Source organism: Aliiroseovarius sp. D2-2 (assembly GCF_055809455.1).
Window position 1 is genome coordinate 2,402,255 of record NZ_CM147913.1, and the last position, 16,475, is coordinate 2,418,729.

Annotated in this window: 17 protein-coding genes; 11 read left to right on the forward strand and 6 right to left on the reverse strand. The window is 55.0% G+C overall.

All coding sequences use genetic code 11. The annotated features are described in order from the left end of the window. Positions 1–3: 3 nt before the first annotated feature. Together AC0L6A_RS11845 and AC0L6A_RS11850 are read right to left on the reverse strand one after the other, a co-directional pair. On the reverse strand, positions 4–918 hold the full coding sequence (locus AC0L6A_RS11845) for a carbohydrate ABC transporter permease (RefSeq protein WP_473290257.1): 915 nt from the start codon (positions 916–918) through the stop codon (positions 4–6). A gap of 118 nt (positions 919–1,036) precedes the next feature. Further along, positions 1,037–2,278 (reverse strand): ABC transporter substrate-binding protein, encoded by a 1,242-nt coding sequence (locus AC0L6A_RS11850; protein WP_473290259.1) that lies wholly within the window; start codon positions 2,276–2,278, stop codon positions 1,037–1,039. 150 nt (positions 2,279–2,428) lie between these two features. Between AC0L6A_RS11850 and AC0L6A_RS11855 the strand changes: the two genes are divergently transcribed. Further along, entirely contained in the window at positions 2,429–3,223 is a 795-nt protein-coding gene (locus AC0L6A_RS11855) for an IclR family transcriptional regulator (RefSeq protein ID WP_473290261.1), read from the forward strand. A gap of 15 nt (positions 3,224–3,238) precedes the next feature. After that, positions 3,239–4,300: an ABC transporter ATP-binding protein gene (locus AC0L6A_RS11860; protein WP_473290263.1), complete on the forward strand. Its 1,062-nt coding sequence runs from the start codon at positions 3,239–3,241 to the stop codon at positions 4,298–4,300. 421 nt (positions 4,301–4,721) lie between these two features. Here the strand turns inward: AC0L6A_RS11860 and AC0L6A_RS11865 are convergent, their stop codons facing one another. Both AC0L6A_RS11865 and AC0L6A_RS11870 read right to left on the reverse strand, forming a co-directional pair. Further along, a complete protein-coding gene (locus AC0L6A_RS11865; protein WP_473290265.1) occupies positions 4,722–5,519 on the reverse strand; it encodes a carbon-nitrogen hydrolase family protein in 798 nt (265 codons plus the stop codon). Further along, a complete protein-coding gene (locus AC0L6A_RS11870; RefSeq protein ID WP_473290267.1) occupies positions 5,519–6,676 on the reverse strand; it encodes a M24 family metallopeptidase in 1,158 nt (385 codons plus the stop codon). The genes AC0L6A_RS11865 and AC0L6A_RS11870 overlap by 1 nt, the downstream gene beginning before the upstream one ends. Positions 6,677–6,814: 138 nt before the next feature. Between AC0L6A_RS11870 and AC0L6A_RS11875 the strand changes: the two genes are divergently transcribed. From AC0L6A_RS11875 to AC0L6A_RS11915, 9 genes are all read left to right on the forward strand, one after another. Then, positions 6,815–7,501 (forward strand): GntR family transcriptional regulator, encoded by a 687-nt coding sequence (locus tag AC0L6A_RS11875; RefSeq protein ID WP_473290269.1) that lies wholly within the window; start codon positions 6,815–6,817, stop codon positions 7,499–7,501. A gap of 298 nt (positions 7,502–7,799) precedes the next feature. Then, the gene (locus AC0L6A_RS11880; RefSeq protein ID WP_473290271.1) at positions 7,800–9,134 is read left to right on the forward strand and encodes a ferric reductase-like transmembrane domain-containing protein; all 1,335 of its coding nucleotides are present in this window, start codon (positions 7,800–7,802) and stop codon (positions 9,132–9,134) included. Next, positions 9,115–9,792 (forward strand): winged helix-turn-helix domain-containing protein, encoded by a 678-nt coding sequence (locus tag AC0L6A_RS11885; RefSeq protein ID WP_473290273.1) that lies wholly within the window; start codon positions 9,115–9,117, stop codon positions 9,790–9,792. The genes AC0L6A_RS11880 and AC0L6A_RS11885 overlap by 20 nt, the downstream gene beginning before the upstream one ends. Then, complete coding sequence (locus AC0L6A_RS11890; RefSeq protein WP_473290275.1) at positions 9,773–10,753, forward strand: sensor histidine kinase; 981 nt, start codon at positions 9,773–9,775, stop codon at positions 10,751–10,753. Before AC0L6A_RS11885 ends, AC0L6A_RS11890 begins: the two co-directional genes overlap by 20 nt. Before the next feature lie 28 nt (positions 10,754–10,781). Then, positions 10,782–11,090 (forward strand): sensor histidine kinase, encoded by a 309-nt coding sequence (locus tag AC0L6A_RS11895; RefSeq protein ID WP_473293484.1) that lies wholly within the window; start codon positions 10,782–10,784, stop codon positions 11,088–11,090. An 85-nt stretch (positions 11,091–11,175) separates the two neighbouring features. Continuing rightward, positions 11,176–12,027: a hypothetical protein gene (locus AC0L6A_RS11900; protein WP_473290277.1), complete on the forward strand. Its 852-nt coding sequence runs from the start codon at positions 11,176–11,178 to the stop codon at positions 12,025–12,027. A gap of 63 nt (positions 12,028–12,090) precedes the next feature. After that, positions 12,091–12,591 (forward strand): cytochrome b, encoded by a 501-nt coding sequence (locus AC0L6A_RS11905; RefSeq protein WP_473290279.1) that lies wholly within the window; start codon positions 12,091–12,093, stop codon positions 12,589–12,591. Between the two features lie 37 nt (positions 12,592–12,628). Continuing rightward, positions 12,629–12,817 carry a hypothetical protein gene (locus AC0L6A_RS11910; protein WP_473290281.1) on the forward strand — a complete coding sequence of 63 codons (189 nt, stop codon included), beginning with the start codon at positions 12,629–12,631 and terminating at the stop codon, positions 12,815–12,817. 645 nt (positions 12,818–13,462) lie between these two features. Further along, entirely contained in the window at positions 13,463–13,732 is a 270-nt protein-coding gene (locus tag AC0L6A_RS11915) for a hypothetical protein (protein ID WP_473290283.1), read from the forward strand. On the opposite strand, the gene AC0L6A_RS11920 is transcribed toward AC0L6A_RS11915, so the two are convergent. Both AC0L6A_RS11920 and AC0L6A_RS11925 read right to left on the reverse strand, forming a co-directional pair. After that, complete coding sequence (locus tag AC0L6A_RS11920; protein WP_473290284.1) at positions 13,726–14,982, reverse strand: O-antigen ligase domain-containing protein; 1,257 nt, start codon at positions 14,980–14,982, stop codon at positions 13,726–13,728. The two genes, AC0L6A_RS11915 and AC0L6A_RS11920, sit on opposite strands and share 7 nt — an antisense overlap. A 2-nt stretch (positions 14,983–14,984) precedes the next feature. Next, positions 14,985–16,427: a GumC family protein gene (locus AC0L6A_RS11925; RefSeq protein WP_473290286.1), complete on the reverse strand. Its 1,443-nt coding sequence runs from the start codon at positions 16,425–16,427 to the stop codon at positions 14,985–14,987. Between the last annotated feature and the right edge of the window lie 48 nt (positions 16,428–16,475).

Here is a 16,475-nt window from a genome sequence, read left to right on the forward strand (position 1 = left end):
GTCTTACCTCCGCGCCGCTTTTTCGTCTTTGTACATCGACCACAGGAAGTAGCCGATGAAGACGAGCATAATCAGGAACAAAACAACCGCGATGGCCGAGCCATAACCCATCCGGAACCCGTATTCCGAAAGCGCTTTTTCGAACATGTAGAAGCTGAGCACACGCGTAGATCCAAACGGGCCGCCATTGGTCATAATCGAGATGAGGTCAAACGACCGAAGCGCGCCGATGATTGTCACCACAAAGGCGATGAACGTGGCTGGTTTCAGCTGTGGTAGGATTACGTGCCAGAGCATGCGCCATCCTTTAGCACCGTCCAGACGCCCGGCCTCGATCTGTTCAGGGTCCACCGCGTTCAAACCGGTGAGGTACAAGATCATGCAGTAGGCGGTCTGAGGCCAAAGACCCGCGGCAATAATGCCATATGTGGCCGTATTCGGGTTGCCCAATATTCCCCCACGCACATCGACGCCGAACCATCCAGTGATGATGTCAAACAATCCGACATTGGGCAGGTAAAACCATGAGAAAACCAGACCCACGACCACCTGGCTCAGCACAAATGGGAAGAAAAAGAGCGACTTGTATAGCCGAATCCCCACAATCGTCTGGTTCAAAAACAACGCGATGAACAGGCCAGCAGGAATAGCCAGCAGATAGAGCGCCAACCATTTAACATTGTTCCAAAGTGAGATTTCGAAGGCGCGGTCGCCGACAAGTTCTTGATAGTTGCCAAGACCAACATACGTGGCTTCGCCCAACCCGTCCCATTCATAGAGCGAGATGTTGAAGCTCTGCAGAATTGGGATGATCACGTAAACCGAGAAAAATAGGATGCCCGGCAAAAGGAAGAGTAATGGCGTTATGGTCATCCGGTTGCGCCGGACCCAGCCCATTTCTGCATGTGCGGTGGTCATTTCGCTCCTCCTTTGGACACGTCATGGGAAAGCCCGTTCATGGCTTACCGATAGCGTGTGGCATTTGGTGAATGAGAACGAACGCCCCACCAATAGGCAGGGCGCTCGCAAATTCAGTTTACTTGTAGATACGCTGACGTGCGTCTTCCAAGCGGTTCAGGATGTCTTCCAGATTGTCCGGGAACACCATGAATTCTTGCAGGCCCTCCATGCCAACCGACGCCATTTCGGCGGGGAAGTCACGGTCGAAGAACTGTGCAATTCCGCCGGTGGCGTTGTTTGACAGCATTTCAAAGCCTTGTTTGATGAACTCGTCATCAGCCACGGACCCAGATGCGTTTACAGGCAGCTGACCCAGACCATCAGGTCCGTTGATCTTCGACTGAACGTCAGGTGACGTCACAAACTGCAGGAATGCACGCGCTGCCGCTTTGTTCTGAGCGTTCGACGCGATGTGGAACGTGTCGGTCGGGGCGTCTTCACCCATAGGCACGTCTGCAATTTTCGGGAACTGATAGAAGTCGATCTGGTCATCACCAAGGCCAGCTTCACGCAGGTGGGGCACAACGAAGTTACCCATCAGGTAAGCGGTTGCTTCACCATTCACGAAGAAGGGCAGAGCCTCCTGCCAGCTATAGGTCTGGTGGTCGTCAATGAAGGCGCCCATGTCGATCAGCTTGCGCCAGTTGGCGAAGGTTGCACGCACTTCGTCTGACGTCCATTCCGCTTCGCCAGTGGCAAGCTTCATGTGGAAGTCAAAGCCGTTGGTGCGCATGTTCATGTAGTCGAACCAACCACCAGCGGTCCAAAGGAACTTCGACCCAATGGTGTAACACTTGCGACCCGAATCAACGATCTTCTGACAGTTGGCGATCTCTTCATCGAAAGTTGCCGGTTCGGTCAGGCCCAGCTCTTTGAAGATGTCTTCGCGGTAATAGATGCCCCACTGATAGTAGGTGTACGGCACGCCGTACTGCTTACCGTCGATGGTCATCGCGCCTTTGACGCTGTCCAATCCGGGCAAATCGCCACCTGACCACATGTCCGAGATGTCTTCAAACAGACCCGCGTTCACAAAGGGGGCCATGCGGTTGGCAGCGTACCAATTGATCACGTCCGGTGGATTTGCCGTAAGTGCATTACGGATCTGGCTTTTCCAGGCTTCGCGGTCGACCACTTCCAGTTCGACTGTCAGGCCGGAATGCATGGCGTCAAAGTCAGCCGCAAGGCCTTCCATGATCGCGCGTGGTGCAGGGTTTGACATGTCCGAGATGATGCGAAGCGTTCCAGACAGATCTTCAGCCATTGCAGAGGTCGTAAGACCTACGGTGACAGCCACTGTCGCGACAGAAGCTTTCATTGAATTTAGCATGAGTTTCCTCCCAAGGTTTTCAGCCAATTCTTAGTTCCATATATTGAAACTTACGTTCAACTATTGAAACTATGCGGAATCGTGGTTACAGATGTCAACAGTTTCCTTAGGAGGACGGGAAACAGGAGGAGACGTTTTATGGGTTCAATGGAGACGCCACCAGAGGCAGCGGGCGGCACGGTCGGAAAGGCACTACATGTGCTGGACATGGTCGCCGAAAAGATGCGCCCAGTGCGATTTAACGATGTGCTGGAGGGTTCGCCCTATCCCAAGGCCACGCTTTATCGCCTACTTCAGACGCTCACGTCTCAAGGACTGCTCAGCTATGATGAGGAACGTCAGACGTACGCCCCTGGGATGCGCCTTGTGCGTTTGGCACATGCGGCTTGGCGACAAAGCTCGCTGGCGCCGGTTGCACGTCCGTTTCTGGATGCCCTGTCGCGTGAGGTAGGCGAGACTATTCACTTGGCCCAGATAGATCGCGGGCAGGTGCTTTATGTCGACAAACGCAACGCAGCCTCGCCAGTCGAAATGTTTTCGCAAGCCGGCAAGGTTGGCCCCGGATATTGCACAGGTGTTGGCAAAGCGATGATGGCTTATCTGAAGCCCGCAGAGTTAGAGCAAGCCATCCAGAATCAGTCTTTCCACAAACACACGGATCATACTTTGATCAGCGCTGATGCGTTGCGCGCAGAGCTTAAAGAGATCAACACCGACGGCGTCGCTTATGACAGAGAAGAACATGAGCCGGGCATTATTTGCATTGCAGCCCCGATCTTGTCTTCGAATGAACGCGTGATCGGTGCTTTGTCTATCACAACAACCACACAAAAATACTCGCTGGAAAAACTGGACGGTCTGCGTCCTGTGCTTCTGAACACCGCAAAAGAAATCGCTCAGGCTGCCGAAAACTGGCAGTTCCCAAGCTCGTAAACAGGAGAGTTTCCGATGTCCGGCGTAACACTCAAGAATGCCATCAAAAAATATGGTGAAGTTCAGGTCATCCACGACATCGACCTGCAAATCGACAATGGCGAGTTTTGTGTTTTCGTCGGCCCATCAGGCTGCGGCAAGTCCACGCTTTTGCGAATGATCGCCGGACTTGAGGAAACGACCGCCGGGGAAATCAAGATCGGCGCGCGAGACGTGACACATATGGACGCGTCCGAACGAGGTGTGGCGATGGTTTTTCAAACCTATGCGCTCTATCCGCACATGTCGGTCGAAGAAAACATGGGGTTTGGCTTGCGAATGAATGGCCACCCAAAGGAAGAGATCCAGAAGAAAGTTGGCGAAGCCAGCCGTATTCTTCAACTAGACGACTACCTTAAACGCAAACCAAAGGCGCTTTCGGGCGGTCAACGACAGCGTGTTGCAATCGGGCGTGCCATTGTACGCGGACCCGAAGTATTCTTGTTCGACGAACCTCTTTCAAACCTGGATGCTGAACTTCGCGTGGACATGCGCGTCGAGATCGCACGCCTGCACAAGGAGATTGGCGCGACGATGATCTATGTGACGCACGATCAGGTCGAGGCAATGACGCTTGCCGACAAGATTGTCGTCTTACGCGCAGGTGTGATCGAGCAGGTCGGCAGTCCGATGGAGCTTTATAAGGACCCCGACAATAGGTTCGTCGCCGGGTTTATCGGGTCCCCTGCTATGAACTTCCTTAAAGGGATCGTGGCTGGGGGTAACGTGGTGATACCATCGCTTCGCGGTCGTGAAATCGAGACGAATGTGACGCTTCCAGCCGAAGGCCAGCAAGTTCTGGTTGGCGTGCGCCCTCAGCACCTCAGGATCGAAGCGGGTGATGGTGGAACCGTTCTGGATCTGCGCGAACATCTTGGCGGAGTATCTTACGACTATCTGATCGCAGAAGATGGTGAGAAGATCATTGTGGAAAACCGCGAGGAAGACACTCTGCCGGAGGGCAGTGCTGTTATTGTTGGGTTCGATGCCGAAAACTGCATGTTCTTTGATGCCAAAACCGAACAACGTCTGCGCTGAAACGATGATCCAGAATCTAGCTGCTTCAAAGGGCGGATGGTTGTAACTGTATCGGTGTGTACTCAACACAAGATATGCAGGTTCGGTTTGTTGGCACTTTAATGGGTCTAGTGCTTAAACTGCGATTGCCTGCTTCCCGCCCAGTGAGCACTTTATGTTGCCACTAAGACCTGACCGCCTGACCTACCTCACATCGCCTCCTCAGAAAATCTAAGCGGCACCGATGTCATCTTACACTAGGTCAAAAGTAGGCGAGACAGAACTAGTCGTAAAAAATATCCATCTACCTACTAGTAAAGCTAGCTGGCGGAGCTGCCAGACACTTTCTAACCAGTCTCAATTCCGTTGCTAGGCATCCAACAACGCCCAACCAATTGCCAACCGTGCACCTCTAATTACGGGTTTTCAATCATATGGAAGTTCAGGTGATATCTGGCGCGAACAACTTGCGATCCCTAAGGTAGGGAAGCCGGGCTTGTGAGGCAGCCACTTTATCGAGCTGCAACGTGCCAAAGATAATCTCTGGCTGTGCCCCAGCCCGCGCGAGTTCTTGGCCGTCTGGCGCGGCAATGAAGCTTTGCCCCAGAAATTCCATCCCATGTTCGATCCCGGCACTATTGGCATAGGCAAGGTAAACGCCGTTTTCATAGGCACGGGTTGGAATCATTCGTTGCGCAACCCATTCCCATTGTGCCCCAAGGGCTGTGGGAACGAGAATAAGCTCCGCCCCAAGAGACGCGACATGGCGCGCGGTCTCGGGGAATTCAGCGTCATAGCAGATCAATGTGGCAATGCGCACATTGCGGTAGGTGAACACGTCGCAGCCACTGCCCCGCGTGAAGTGGTCGTGTTCAAATCCGGGAGGGATGATCAATTTTCGGTGGCCACCCAAACGCGCGCCGTCCGGGCCAAAGCATTGGGCGGCGTTGAATATAGATGCTCCTTCAGTTTCGGCAAAGCCATAGTGAACAGCGACGCCGTGTGCTTGGGCAAGCGCTGCGATAGCTTTGGCAGTGGGGCCGTCCGCAGGCTCGGCCCGTTCAACGATCTGCGCGCCGATATTGTAGCCAGTCGCAAAAAGCTCGGGCAATAACAGCAGGTCAGCACCTTGTTTGGCGACCGTCGGCAAAGCTTCTCTCAACCAACCCAGCCGGTCGCGCATTGTGGGCAGATCGGCTGGCGATTGCCCGACGGCAAGGCGGAACGTGCAACCTGCCATTAGCGATCCGTGACCAACAACGTGCGGGGATAGTCGGTAATGTAGTCAAATCCCGTTTCTGTCACGACAATCGAGTCGCCGATGCGCCCCGCCGTGACCCCGTCGATGGAAATGCCTCCGTCGACGGCGAAGGTCATACCGGGCTGCAAGATTGTGGTATCACCGGCCTTCAATTCTGGCGCTTCAAGATATGCGACCCCTATGGATCGCCCCGTTCGATAACCGGTTTCATAACCCCGCGCGGCATAAACTTCGTTGGCCGCAGCTGCGACGTCCTGCGCCTGAATGCCGGGGCGGATGGCTGCGATTGCGGCTTGCTGGGCATCAATGGCAGCCTCTTGCACGCGGGCAGCTTCATCGGTCACTTCGCCGATATGGAACATCCGGTCGAACCCAAGTTTGTATTGCTTGAACTGCGCCATGTTGCAAAAGCAGAAATAAACCGGATCAGCCCGCTGGTAGTGGCGCACCGAGGCGCGTCGATGCACCATGGACGTGTCCTTGCCGCTTTGCAGGATTTGCAGGTTGTGAATCATTGGTGATACGAACCTGTCCCAACCCTTGTCCGTCAGGAACGTCGCCGCTTTGCGTGAGCCTGCTTCGATCACCGCCAACGCACTTTCGTACTCCTGCGCCCCTTCCTGCAGACTGCCGTGAGCAGCCGCCATCATCGCTCCGGCGATCTGACCGGCTTCTTTCATCACCTGAATTTCGAACGGGGACTTGATCGTCCGCAGCGCACCCAACACGGGCGAGATGTCTTTGACCGGAACGCCCGGGTACGCCTCATCCATATAATTGCGCACGATCGCGGGAAGGGTGCTGCGTTCAACCCAGATATCACTCGGCGTGTCACCCAAGACTTCGGAAAGGGCCCTGCCCCACGTCCGCTGGCCCATGTCCTCCCAAACCCGCACATCCTCGACCCAGGTCATGGCCCCGACCATCTCGCTTTCCATCAAGGGCGTGATAACAACCGGGGCCTCGACTGCATCCACCACCAGCATGGAGGGTCGACCAAATTCGATGCCCAGATAGCCCCAGAAACCGGCGAGATAGGCGATTGAACTTTCGTCGGTAAAGACGGCCCGCTGAATGCCCTGTTCTTGCATGAGCGCCTGAAGGGCAAGCGTGCGGGTCTTAGCTTCGTTTAGCATGTGTCTGGTTCCAGTTCAGTGAGTCGTTCGCTTCTGAAACGCTAAGCTGCATACAGCTTCCGGGTCAATATCCTAAAAACTGCTGCACTGGCGTCAACTGAGGCTTTGGTGTATGCAGCATTGCATAAGGAGAATTCTGTGACCATCAGCCAAACCGCGACTGAAGCGACCCCCAAAAGCACCGTTCAAACGATCCAAACTGAGATACTCCAGCGCATTTGCTTCTTGGATTATCGCCCCGGTGACCAATTGAAAGAAGCCGAACTTGCCGCTGAATTTGGTGTCAGCCGCACGCCGGTGCGGGATGCGATCAGCCGCATCAGCCACTTGGGTCTAATCGAAACGCGCAACGGCGTCGGCACGGTGGTTGTCGCACTGAGCCCCGCGCAAATTCGTCATGTCTATGATGTTCGGCTGGAGCTCGCGTCACTGATTGGAACTCTGTCGCCGCGGACAGTTACGCTGGCCAACAAAGCAACAGGGCATGATCTACTTCAGCAGGCCAAGGCGCTAAGCCGTGACTTTGACCCAAGGCGATATGTCGAAATCAACCACCAGCTTCATGGTTTAATCGCCAGCCTGATCGGCAACACCACGCTGCAATCGTTTTGGTGGCAAACCTACTACCAAGCGGCGAGCACCTGGTATCGCGTCAGCACTCAGAACGGACCCGAAGTGGCGAAAGCGCTGGTCGACGAACTTGCGGACATCAACAGGGCGCTGAAGCAAGGTGATACGGCCGCCATCGGATATATCCAGCGCACACATATCGGATATGGCTACAAACGCATCCAAGCCCAATTGCTGTCACCGGAAGCAGAATGACCAAACCCATTTTTGCACAAAGCCGTCTGTAGACCTGTGGCGGCGGATGTGCCCGCAAAAAACTAGTTCCCCCCTGCAAGAAGTCATCCAGTCGTCGTTCATCGCTGTCGCAGGCTCGGCCAACCAAAGAGCTTCCGAGCACCTTCAGGCTGATCATGTCCGCCAATATAATAGCTGGTCGCACAGGGGCTCTCAGTCCCCGCAACATTACAAAATTGTAAGATTGGCAACAGGCAGATTTGAGGTCCGCAGTTGATATTTCAGACATCAACTCGCGCATTTTTCATGAGAGGCCCAAATGACACTCAAATCCATCTTTGCCGCACTCAGTTTTTTCGCTCTCCACTTTGCGCTGGTCGCGCCCTTCGTGACCACAGCAAGCATTTTGCCTGTGGGGTTGGGCGCGGCAGCGCTCTCGGCGATGGCTGTCTCATTGGTCTTGGCTGCACGCTGGCAGATCGTCGATCGCTTCACCGGAGGTCCAGACAAGTCCTATATCGCACATCGCTGGTTTGCGGGTTTCGCGGTTATCGGAACAATCGGGCATTGGGCGCTCGCCTCCTCGGCTGGCGCTGCGCTTCTACCGTTTCTGGCTGAAAGCGCAGAGGGCGCTGGTGTAATCTCAGGCGTGGGGCTTTTGCTGCTGACCGCAACGGCGATGCTTCGCGCGATCCCCTATCGCATTTGGAAATTCAGCCACATGCTGATGGGACCGATCTTTGTTGTGGCGGCGTATCACACGTTCTTCATCGCCAGCCCGTTGATCGTCGGAAGCGCGCCCTGGATCGCAATGCTCGGCGTGACATCAATTGGATTGGTTGCTTGGGTGCAAACGCTGTTGCGTAAGATCGCGCCGACCACGAAGATGACAATTGAGACCGCAACGCCGTTTGAAGACGGGATCGACCTGACATTGCGCGGCGAGGGAAAGCTGCCGAAATTCCGCGCGGGTCAGTTTGCCGCGCTGTCGACTGGAACGCCTAATTCAGAGGCGCACCCATTCACGATCGCTGGCGGCGATGCCACGTCGCGCCGCTTTGTGGTGCGGGCAAGTGGCGACTGGACCCGTGACTTCGTGACAAACGCGAAAGCGGGCGACGAGGTCTGGATAGGCCGCAGCCAGGGACGGTTTCTGCCGAAGATCAACAACAAGCGCACGGCGCAGCTTTGGGTTGCCGGGGGCGTTGGTATCGCACCGTTCTTGGCCGCACTGGATCAACTAAAGCCCAATCAGTCAGCGCCGATCAAGCTGCTCTGGTCTATCCGTTCACCTGATAGCGTGAGTGGACTTGATGAGGTCAAGCGCCACGCCGCCCGGCTGCCGCAGCTGGACTTGCTCGTGCTTACGGATGATCATGGAGAGAGCATGAGCGAGGCGCTGCTGGAAGAGTATTTGCGCGGGTTGCCTATGAATTGCCAAGCCTTTCTCTGCGGCCCTTCTGGCCTTACCGGAATGGTAGAGCGAAGCTGGGAAACGCTTGGTCTGACGGGCCAACTGCACATAGAGCTCTTTGATTTCCGCGGTGCAATTGGATTGACCGACATGCTAAAATTCGGCAAGTCGGTAGAGAATGCAGCGCGCCGCACCACTCGGCCTAAACAGGAGCACAGCCATGCGTCTCTTGGTTCTTGAAGATGACAAGACGCTCGGACCTTGGATCGAAAAAGGTCTGCGCGAGGCTGGCCATGTCGTTGACCTGTTCAGCAATGGCAAAGACGCGCTCGTTGCTGCCACGACCCAGAATTACGAGGTCCTTGTCCTTGACCGGATGGTGCCGGGGTTGGACGGGCTTTCCGTTCTCAAGGCGCTGCGACAGGCAAAAGTTACTGCACCTGCGATATTCCTAACTGCACTGGATGATGTCGAGGATCGCGTTGAAGGCTTGCGCGCCGGTGGCGACGACTATCTTGCCAAGCCATTTGCATTCAGCGAGTTGTTGGCGCGCGTTGATGTTTTGGTCCGCAGGCAAGGTGCCACCGAAGAGCAATCCTCGCTTCTGGCTGCGGGTGACATTGAGATTGATCTGCACAAACGCACTTGCACCCGTCGGGGCCAGCCGATTGACCTGAACCCCAAAGAGTTCTTGTTGCTTGAAGTGTTTTTGCGATCCAAAGGTCGCGTTCAAACACGCACCATGTTGCTTGAGCGGGTTTGGGACCTGAATTTTGACCCAACGACCAGTGTCGTTGAGACGCATATCAGCCGATTGCGCGGAAAGATCGAAAAGCCCTTCGGTGACAAATTGATCCGCTCTATCAGAGGGGCTGGTTATGTTTTTGAACCGGCTTAAGACGTTTTACCGCTTGTCGGCCATTCGACTGACATTCAGCCTTTTGTCGGTTTTCGCCATCATCACTTTGATGGCGTGGGCAGCGACCTATTTTTTGGTCCAACGAGAAATGAACCGATTGGTGGACGCACGGCTGCAGGCGCAGTTGGAAATCGTGCGAATGGCATTGGGCGCTGGAGAAGACTTGCCTCAACCGGGGTTTGGACAAGAGATCTTTGTGGTCACGGGGCAAGGATCCTTGGGCAGCTTGTCTTTTCCAATTCAAAGACAGGCTGATGGAACCTATGATTTTGACCCTTCCGATCACGATGATCCAGAATTTCGGTATTTGATTGAGAACAGACCCGATGGTCGCATCATCATTGCTGAGAGCACTGACCGACAAGAAGAACTGCGTGCAATCTTAGGGGCGGGCATGATGGTCTCGCTTGTCGGGATGTTGGCGGTGGGGGCCCTTGCCGGGCTTTTGCTGGCCTGGCGCAGTCAAAAGCGACTGGACGTTATCGGTGCAGGGCTTGCACAGGTCGCTCAAGGCAACCTTAAGACGCGCATCGCGCTGGATGGGCGCGACGATGATCTTGGCCTGTTGGCCGATCAGATCAACTCTACCACCGCCCGGCTTGAACAAGTTGTGGGCCAAATGCGGGTGCAATCGTCCAATATCGCCCATGATCTGCGCACACCGCTTGCCCGACTGCGCGCCCAAATCGAAAGCACTCTGATCGCGCTGAGCGAACAGAAGCGGCCCGTCAGTGTTGATGATCTTGGCGCTGCGTTGGAGCAAATCGACCACATTACCGGAACCTTCAATGCGCTGCTGCGATTGGCGCGGATCGAGCAAGGGGCGGGCAAGACGGCCTTTGCACCCGTCAACCTTGGATTCCTAACGGAACAGGTTACAGAAACTTTCGCGCCCGTAATCGAGGATACCGGCCAATCGCTGCACCTAAGAGTTCTCTGACGCCGCGCAGGTAAACGGCGACGCCGATCTGATCTTCCAACTGATGGCAAACCTGATCCAGAATGCGCTTCGCTACGGCCCCGAAGGGCAGGCCATCACGCTTGCAGTTGAGGGCACAACGCTATCTGTGTCCGACGAAGGTCCCGGGATTGCGATCGACCAACGTGACCAAGTGCTTCAGCCCCTATTTCAGCTTGAGGGCACGCGCCAAGATGAAGGCTTTGGTCTGGGCCTCTCCATGGTGCGGGCAATATGCGATTTGCATGATGCCACGCTGACCCTTTCCGACGGTCCAAACGGGCGCGGTCTTACCGTGTCTGTCGATTTTCAAAAATGACAAATATGTAAACCTGCGGCCAAGCTGATGTGAGAGTCAGCCTCCATCTTTGTTTCATCAAATCGAAACAAAGAGGGTTTTCACAATGAACATCATCAAGACAACCATCGTCACCGCATTCGTCGGCGCGGCCGCATTTGGCGGCTACACAATCTATGATCGCATTCCCGAAGTCGATCCGGCCCCTGCAAATGCCCCGATCGTAGACATGCAAATTCTTCAGGGCAGCAGCATCGCCTTTGATGCCGCCGTGAAAAACCCTGCGGGCATCACCTGGATGGCGGATAGCGCCACCTACCTAATCAGCACGGACAATCGTGTCGTCGCCGAGGTATCTGCTGATTACATGACTGTCTTGTCGCAAATCACAGTCTCATCCAAGCCGCTTGGGACCGGCGACACAGAAGGCGTCGCCTACCTTGGGCATGGCCGTGCAGCCGTTGTGGGAGAGCGTGGCGTCGTCGTCATCCTTGCACGCGAAGGCGAAGGTTGGAGTGAAACTGATCGTTTTGCCATCGACGGAATGGTCGCGGGAACGCAGCTTGGCTCGGCGGCGTATGATCCAGCCACGAACACCCTGTTCACGGCGCAGAAGACGGGCGAAAAGCGGCTTTACGCCATCGATCTGAGCAGCCGTGCTGTCGACATCATCGATATGGCTCTGTCACCCTCGCTTGAAGTTGCTGCAGGGCGCGACTGGGCCGAATTTACCATCGCAGGCATGGGCTTTGAGGATGGTCGTCTTCTGGCCAATAGCGAGGCGTTCAGTTCCGTCCTTTCCATCAAAATGAGCGGGCTCGTGACAGACGCTTATGGCATCGACAACATCAACGAGGCTTCTGGCCTGACCATTCGTGATGGGCAAATCGTTCTGATGGGCGACGCCGAAAGCTACCTGCCAGAACCACCGATCTACCTCGCGCAGTTGCCGCGATAACTGCCCCATGGCGCTGCCATTGGCGGCGCTACACCTCCGCGAAGTCACATGAAAGGATACACCATGACTGCCCTTGCTAAACCGCACGGTTTCGTCACCAAAGGCCTTCACTGGGTTTCGGGTGCGCTTGTCGCTTTTGGGTATTTCAAAGGCCTTGAAGATGTATCGCAACTTGCCGATCCCGCACTGTTCCAGTTGGAAATTTGGTTCGCTCTTGGCTTGGGGGCCGTGTTCCTTGCGCGGCTGATCTGGACCAAGGCAGTCGCCGGCACCACACGGTTGCCGCAGGACGCGCCAAACTGGGAACACAAAGCCTCCCGACTGGTTCATGCAGGGCTTTATGGCAGCGTTTTCGCCATTGTCCTGACCGGATTGGGCATTGCCCTTGGGTTTGCAACGCCCGTTCTTGGCGGTGTGTTCCTGACAGCGATGATCGGCCTGCACGAAGTTGCCCTGACACTCCTGCCGCTGCTGCTTCTGGCGCATATTGCCGGAGCGATTTGGCATAAGGCCGTTCGCCGCGACGGTGTGCTGGAAAGCATGACCGGACGCCTCCCTCTCTAAATCAACACGACAAACACAAACAAAAAGGAACTACAAAATGGAAACTTTCAAATCAATCGCCCGTGCCGCGTTCGGTGTCGTCCTTGCCGTCGTGCTCTTGCCAGTCTTCGTTTGGCTCGGCTTGGCCGCACTTGGGGCTTCAGTCGCTGCGATACTCGTCGGAACGATCGCTGCCGCGTGGCATCTGCGCCAATACAATCGGTCGACACCGCAAGATCAAACATAACGAGACACAATTTCAAAAGGAGACCCAAATGGAGTGCCTGATGTTGGTCTCAACCATCGCAGCGCAGTGATCTTGTTATTTGCAACCGAAGCTTTTAAGCAAAACACCCTCGTGATCGGCCGTCCGTCATAGGTTAGGCCGATCGTCGTGGATCTTGATGATGTTCTCGCCGTTGTCCCATTGCCAATTTGAACAGGCACCTGCCCCATCGCCATCAGGACAAAGTCTATCCGGAGCAGCACGACGCAATTGTCGCTCAGCACCTCTGGGATCGGGTTCAAACGCAACTGTCCAGCTCAACCCAAAGACCGCGCGGCTCTACATTCAAGCGCAATGCGCACCCCCTTCTCAAAGGCAAGCTCTTTGATAATCGGGAAGATCACCTAACGCCCAGCCACACTAAGAAAAACGGAAAGACCCATCATTACTGCACCTCAAATCGACTGATCAAAAGACGTGATCCAACGGGGTTGGCGCCTGCCAGCCTCCTAGATTGAAACGGGCGTCGAGCAAGCCATTTGCGTGCACCTGAGCACGCCAGTGACCTAGGCCTGGATTTTAGAAAAAGCACGTCCTCAGGAGGCAGCCACCACAAAGGCTAAGCTATCAAACATCCTCATCGGCAACGCCGAAGGCCGCAAAGTGATGTCTACCCTTGTTGACCGGATCTGGCTCGGTGCGGTCTGCCTTACTATCACTCTATGCCCCATCACGCTTGCCAAGACGCTCGAGGACAAGCCCAACGCGTATATGAAAGCACCACTAACCTTCTCGACGCCTTTGATCATTGGACGGTGCGGTGTCGAACAACGCCTCATCCTTGGAGGCCGTTCGCAGAGCGCGTCCAACAAGCAAAACACAATGCAGTGCCGAAACCATTCTGTGTATCAGGCTGAAGTTTTGGCTACTCACTGATCACTTGCGACTTCTCTCAGGTGAATTCCCAGTATCATCAAAGCGGGCCAAAGGAGATATACTTCGATCTCGATGTTCTCACCAAATGATAACAGGATCAACGTCAGCATAATCCCCAAAGGAAGACGCCCACGAGGATGTCGGGCCGCGTCATACATCGTGAACAGAGTATGGAAGAGCATCGGTCCCAACAACGCAAGAAAACCTACAATTCCCTTCACAAAAAGCAGCCCATACCATGTGTGATGACTGCCAATGGGCATGTATTCCACTAAATGCGGCCCCGGCTGAACGCGCCCGTGTCCAAACCATACTGCTTCGTTCTGCCACCTCTCATAAGCTATCCTCTGAAGAGTTTCTCGCACGCGCGTGCTGTCGGCGCGTGCGCCACGAAACGCAGCAACGAAGTCTTTGAAAAACTGGAAAAGCGCGGTCCCGATCACCGCAAGCGATGCGGTTAGTCCAGCAACTGTTTTCCAAGCCCATGCCTTGGTGATCAAGGGCATCATGCGCGGCAGTGTAGTACAGGCTACAAGTCCGACAAGACCCATCCGGGATTTTGAAGCGAGGATCATCAAGACACCTGCGGCAATCCCGATCGACCGCCAATTGAAGTCTTTTTCTTCAAGTGCCATGAGAACGGACACGACCCCCAAGAGTGCCGCAAATGGCGACCAAGGGGCGTAGAACTGCCAACGCGGCGTCCAACTCGCCGGGTCAAAAGTAAAAAAGTAGACGGTGAAGTACTCGGGACCGGGACCGCCGACGGCTTTAAGAGGCGACGTAAATATACGTTCTGGTAGTCCGATATAGGGCGCTGCCAACAATAAAGGGGCAAGCACAAGCGTGCAGGCCCCAACCACGCTTTGACCGCGAACGATGATATCGCGGCGTATTGGAAGCAATGCACCTGCTAAAGGAAACAACGCGAGAAGCGCCCAGCCTTTGGCCCAACCGATCGAAGACTTTATCATCGTCTTCATTCCGAGGTCCCAGTTCAGGTGCCCCAGCCAAAGCGCGACAAGCATCACAAGCATCCCTGCCCCACAAGCCCAGATTAACGCTGGTACAGACCCTGTCACTTGCATGTCTTCTCGCACGGCATCGCCCAAATACCAGCACAGCAAGGCAAATCCGGCCAGCAACCAAGCCAGCACAGGACCTACAACGTAGAGTGCGCCCAGCGCATAGAACGGCCACGTGTAAGCCAGTGCGCGAAAAACAAAACGCTCGACCGGGTTCATATCCATCGTTACTTGGCCTCTGGCTTTTTCAAAAGCCGTCCTAGTAGTGCAAGACGCACCCATCCCAGAACCAAGCCGACAAGCAGAAAGAAAGAGGCTGCTATGCCCGCCACCAAAGCTAGTTTACGGCTTGGCGACGACGGCTTTTCGGGTAAAGACGGGTTTTCGAGGACTTGAACAAGCGGGTATGACGCGTAGGGGTCCGATTTGCTGGACTGATTGCGCGCTATCGCCGAGGCAAAGATCGCTTCGGCAACTGAGAAGTCGCGTTGAAGATCCAGAAGGCGTGCAGCGGGACCTGCCAATGCTTCCAGTCGCGTGTGTTGATCAGAAAGCTGCGTATCAAGTGTTTCATATTTATGCTGGACACCTGCACGCTCTGTTTCAAGCTGCACCAACCGCGAAAGCAGATCGGCACGTGCTCCGTCTCGTGCAAAGTCAAGTTTGCTCAATTCTTGAGTTTGAAGACCTGTCACGAAAGCCGCACGCTGGGTCGCAGCACGCGACACCGCATCATACGCCCGTCGTGCTGATTGAACCTTGGGGTGCTTATCCCCAAACCGAGACTTAAGATCAGCAAGGGTAGCCGCCTGAACTGAGCGTTCATCGCTGAGCGATACAAACTCTGGATCAGCAAAGGCCTTTAGCGTTTCTGCTGCAGTTTTGGCACGAAGCCCCAATGCGGCCTCTAACGCACGCACGGATTGAGTACGGTCGCTTAGGGTGCCGGACAGGGTGTTAAGCTCAACCTCCAATGCACTCGCATTCGAAAGCAGCACGTCATATTGACCCGCTGAAAGCAGGCCGGATGAGGCTTGCAGGTTTTCAATGTCATCGCGCGTTTCGGCGACAGATGCGCGATAGTCTTCGATTGCCGCCAGCCCGCTATCTTCGCGCGTGCTTTGTTCATCGGACCGCAGTGCATCTAGTTCAATAAAGAACGCATCCAGCAGCGCCTCGGCCCGTTTCTGTGACTGTTCAGGGCTGTATCCAGACATCTCAAGGTGGATCAATCCAGTTTGGTCCACCAGATTGATACGCGGCCTTCCAAATGTTTGGCGTGTTTCGCCCGTGCTCTTTGCTGCCGCGTTCAGAATGCGGTCTGCACCGATAAGGCGCTTATAAGTCTCGGTCGGGCTGACAGAATTGCTGGAAAACGCTGAATTTGCGTAAGAGGTCGCCTGCCCGATGCCATTGAGGTTCATTGACGCCGAAGCACCAGAGCCGGGCAGGATGAGCGACACGGTGGATTTGAAAACCAGTGGAGCGGACTTGAGGTAGCCGGTGATCGGCGCCCAAATCAGCGTCAGGCCAAGAAGCGCAAAAGCCGTGTAACGGGGCAGTCGTCCTAGATCGCTAAGCTTCCCGCCCACGAGTACGCGTTTCACATCGAACCGCTTTTTGAATATCGGCAAACGGACTGGTTGGTCTTTGGTAACGTACATATTCATTCCATGATCTCCATGGTCTGAATATAACGGCTCTGATTACGATACGCG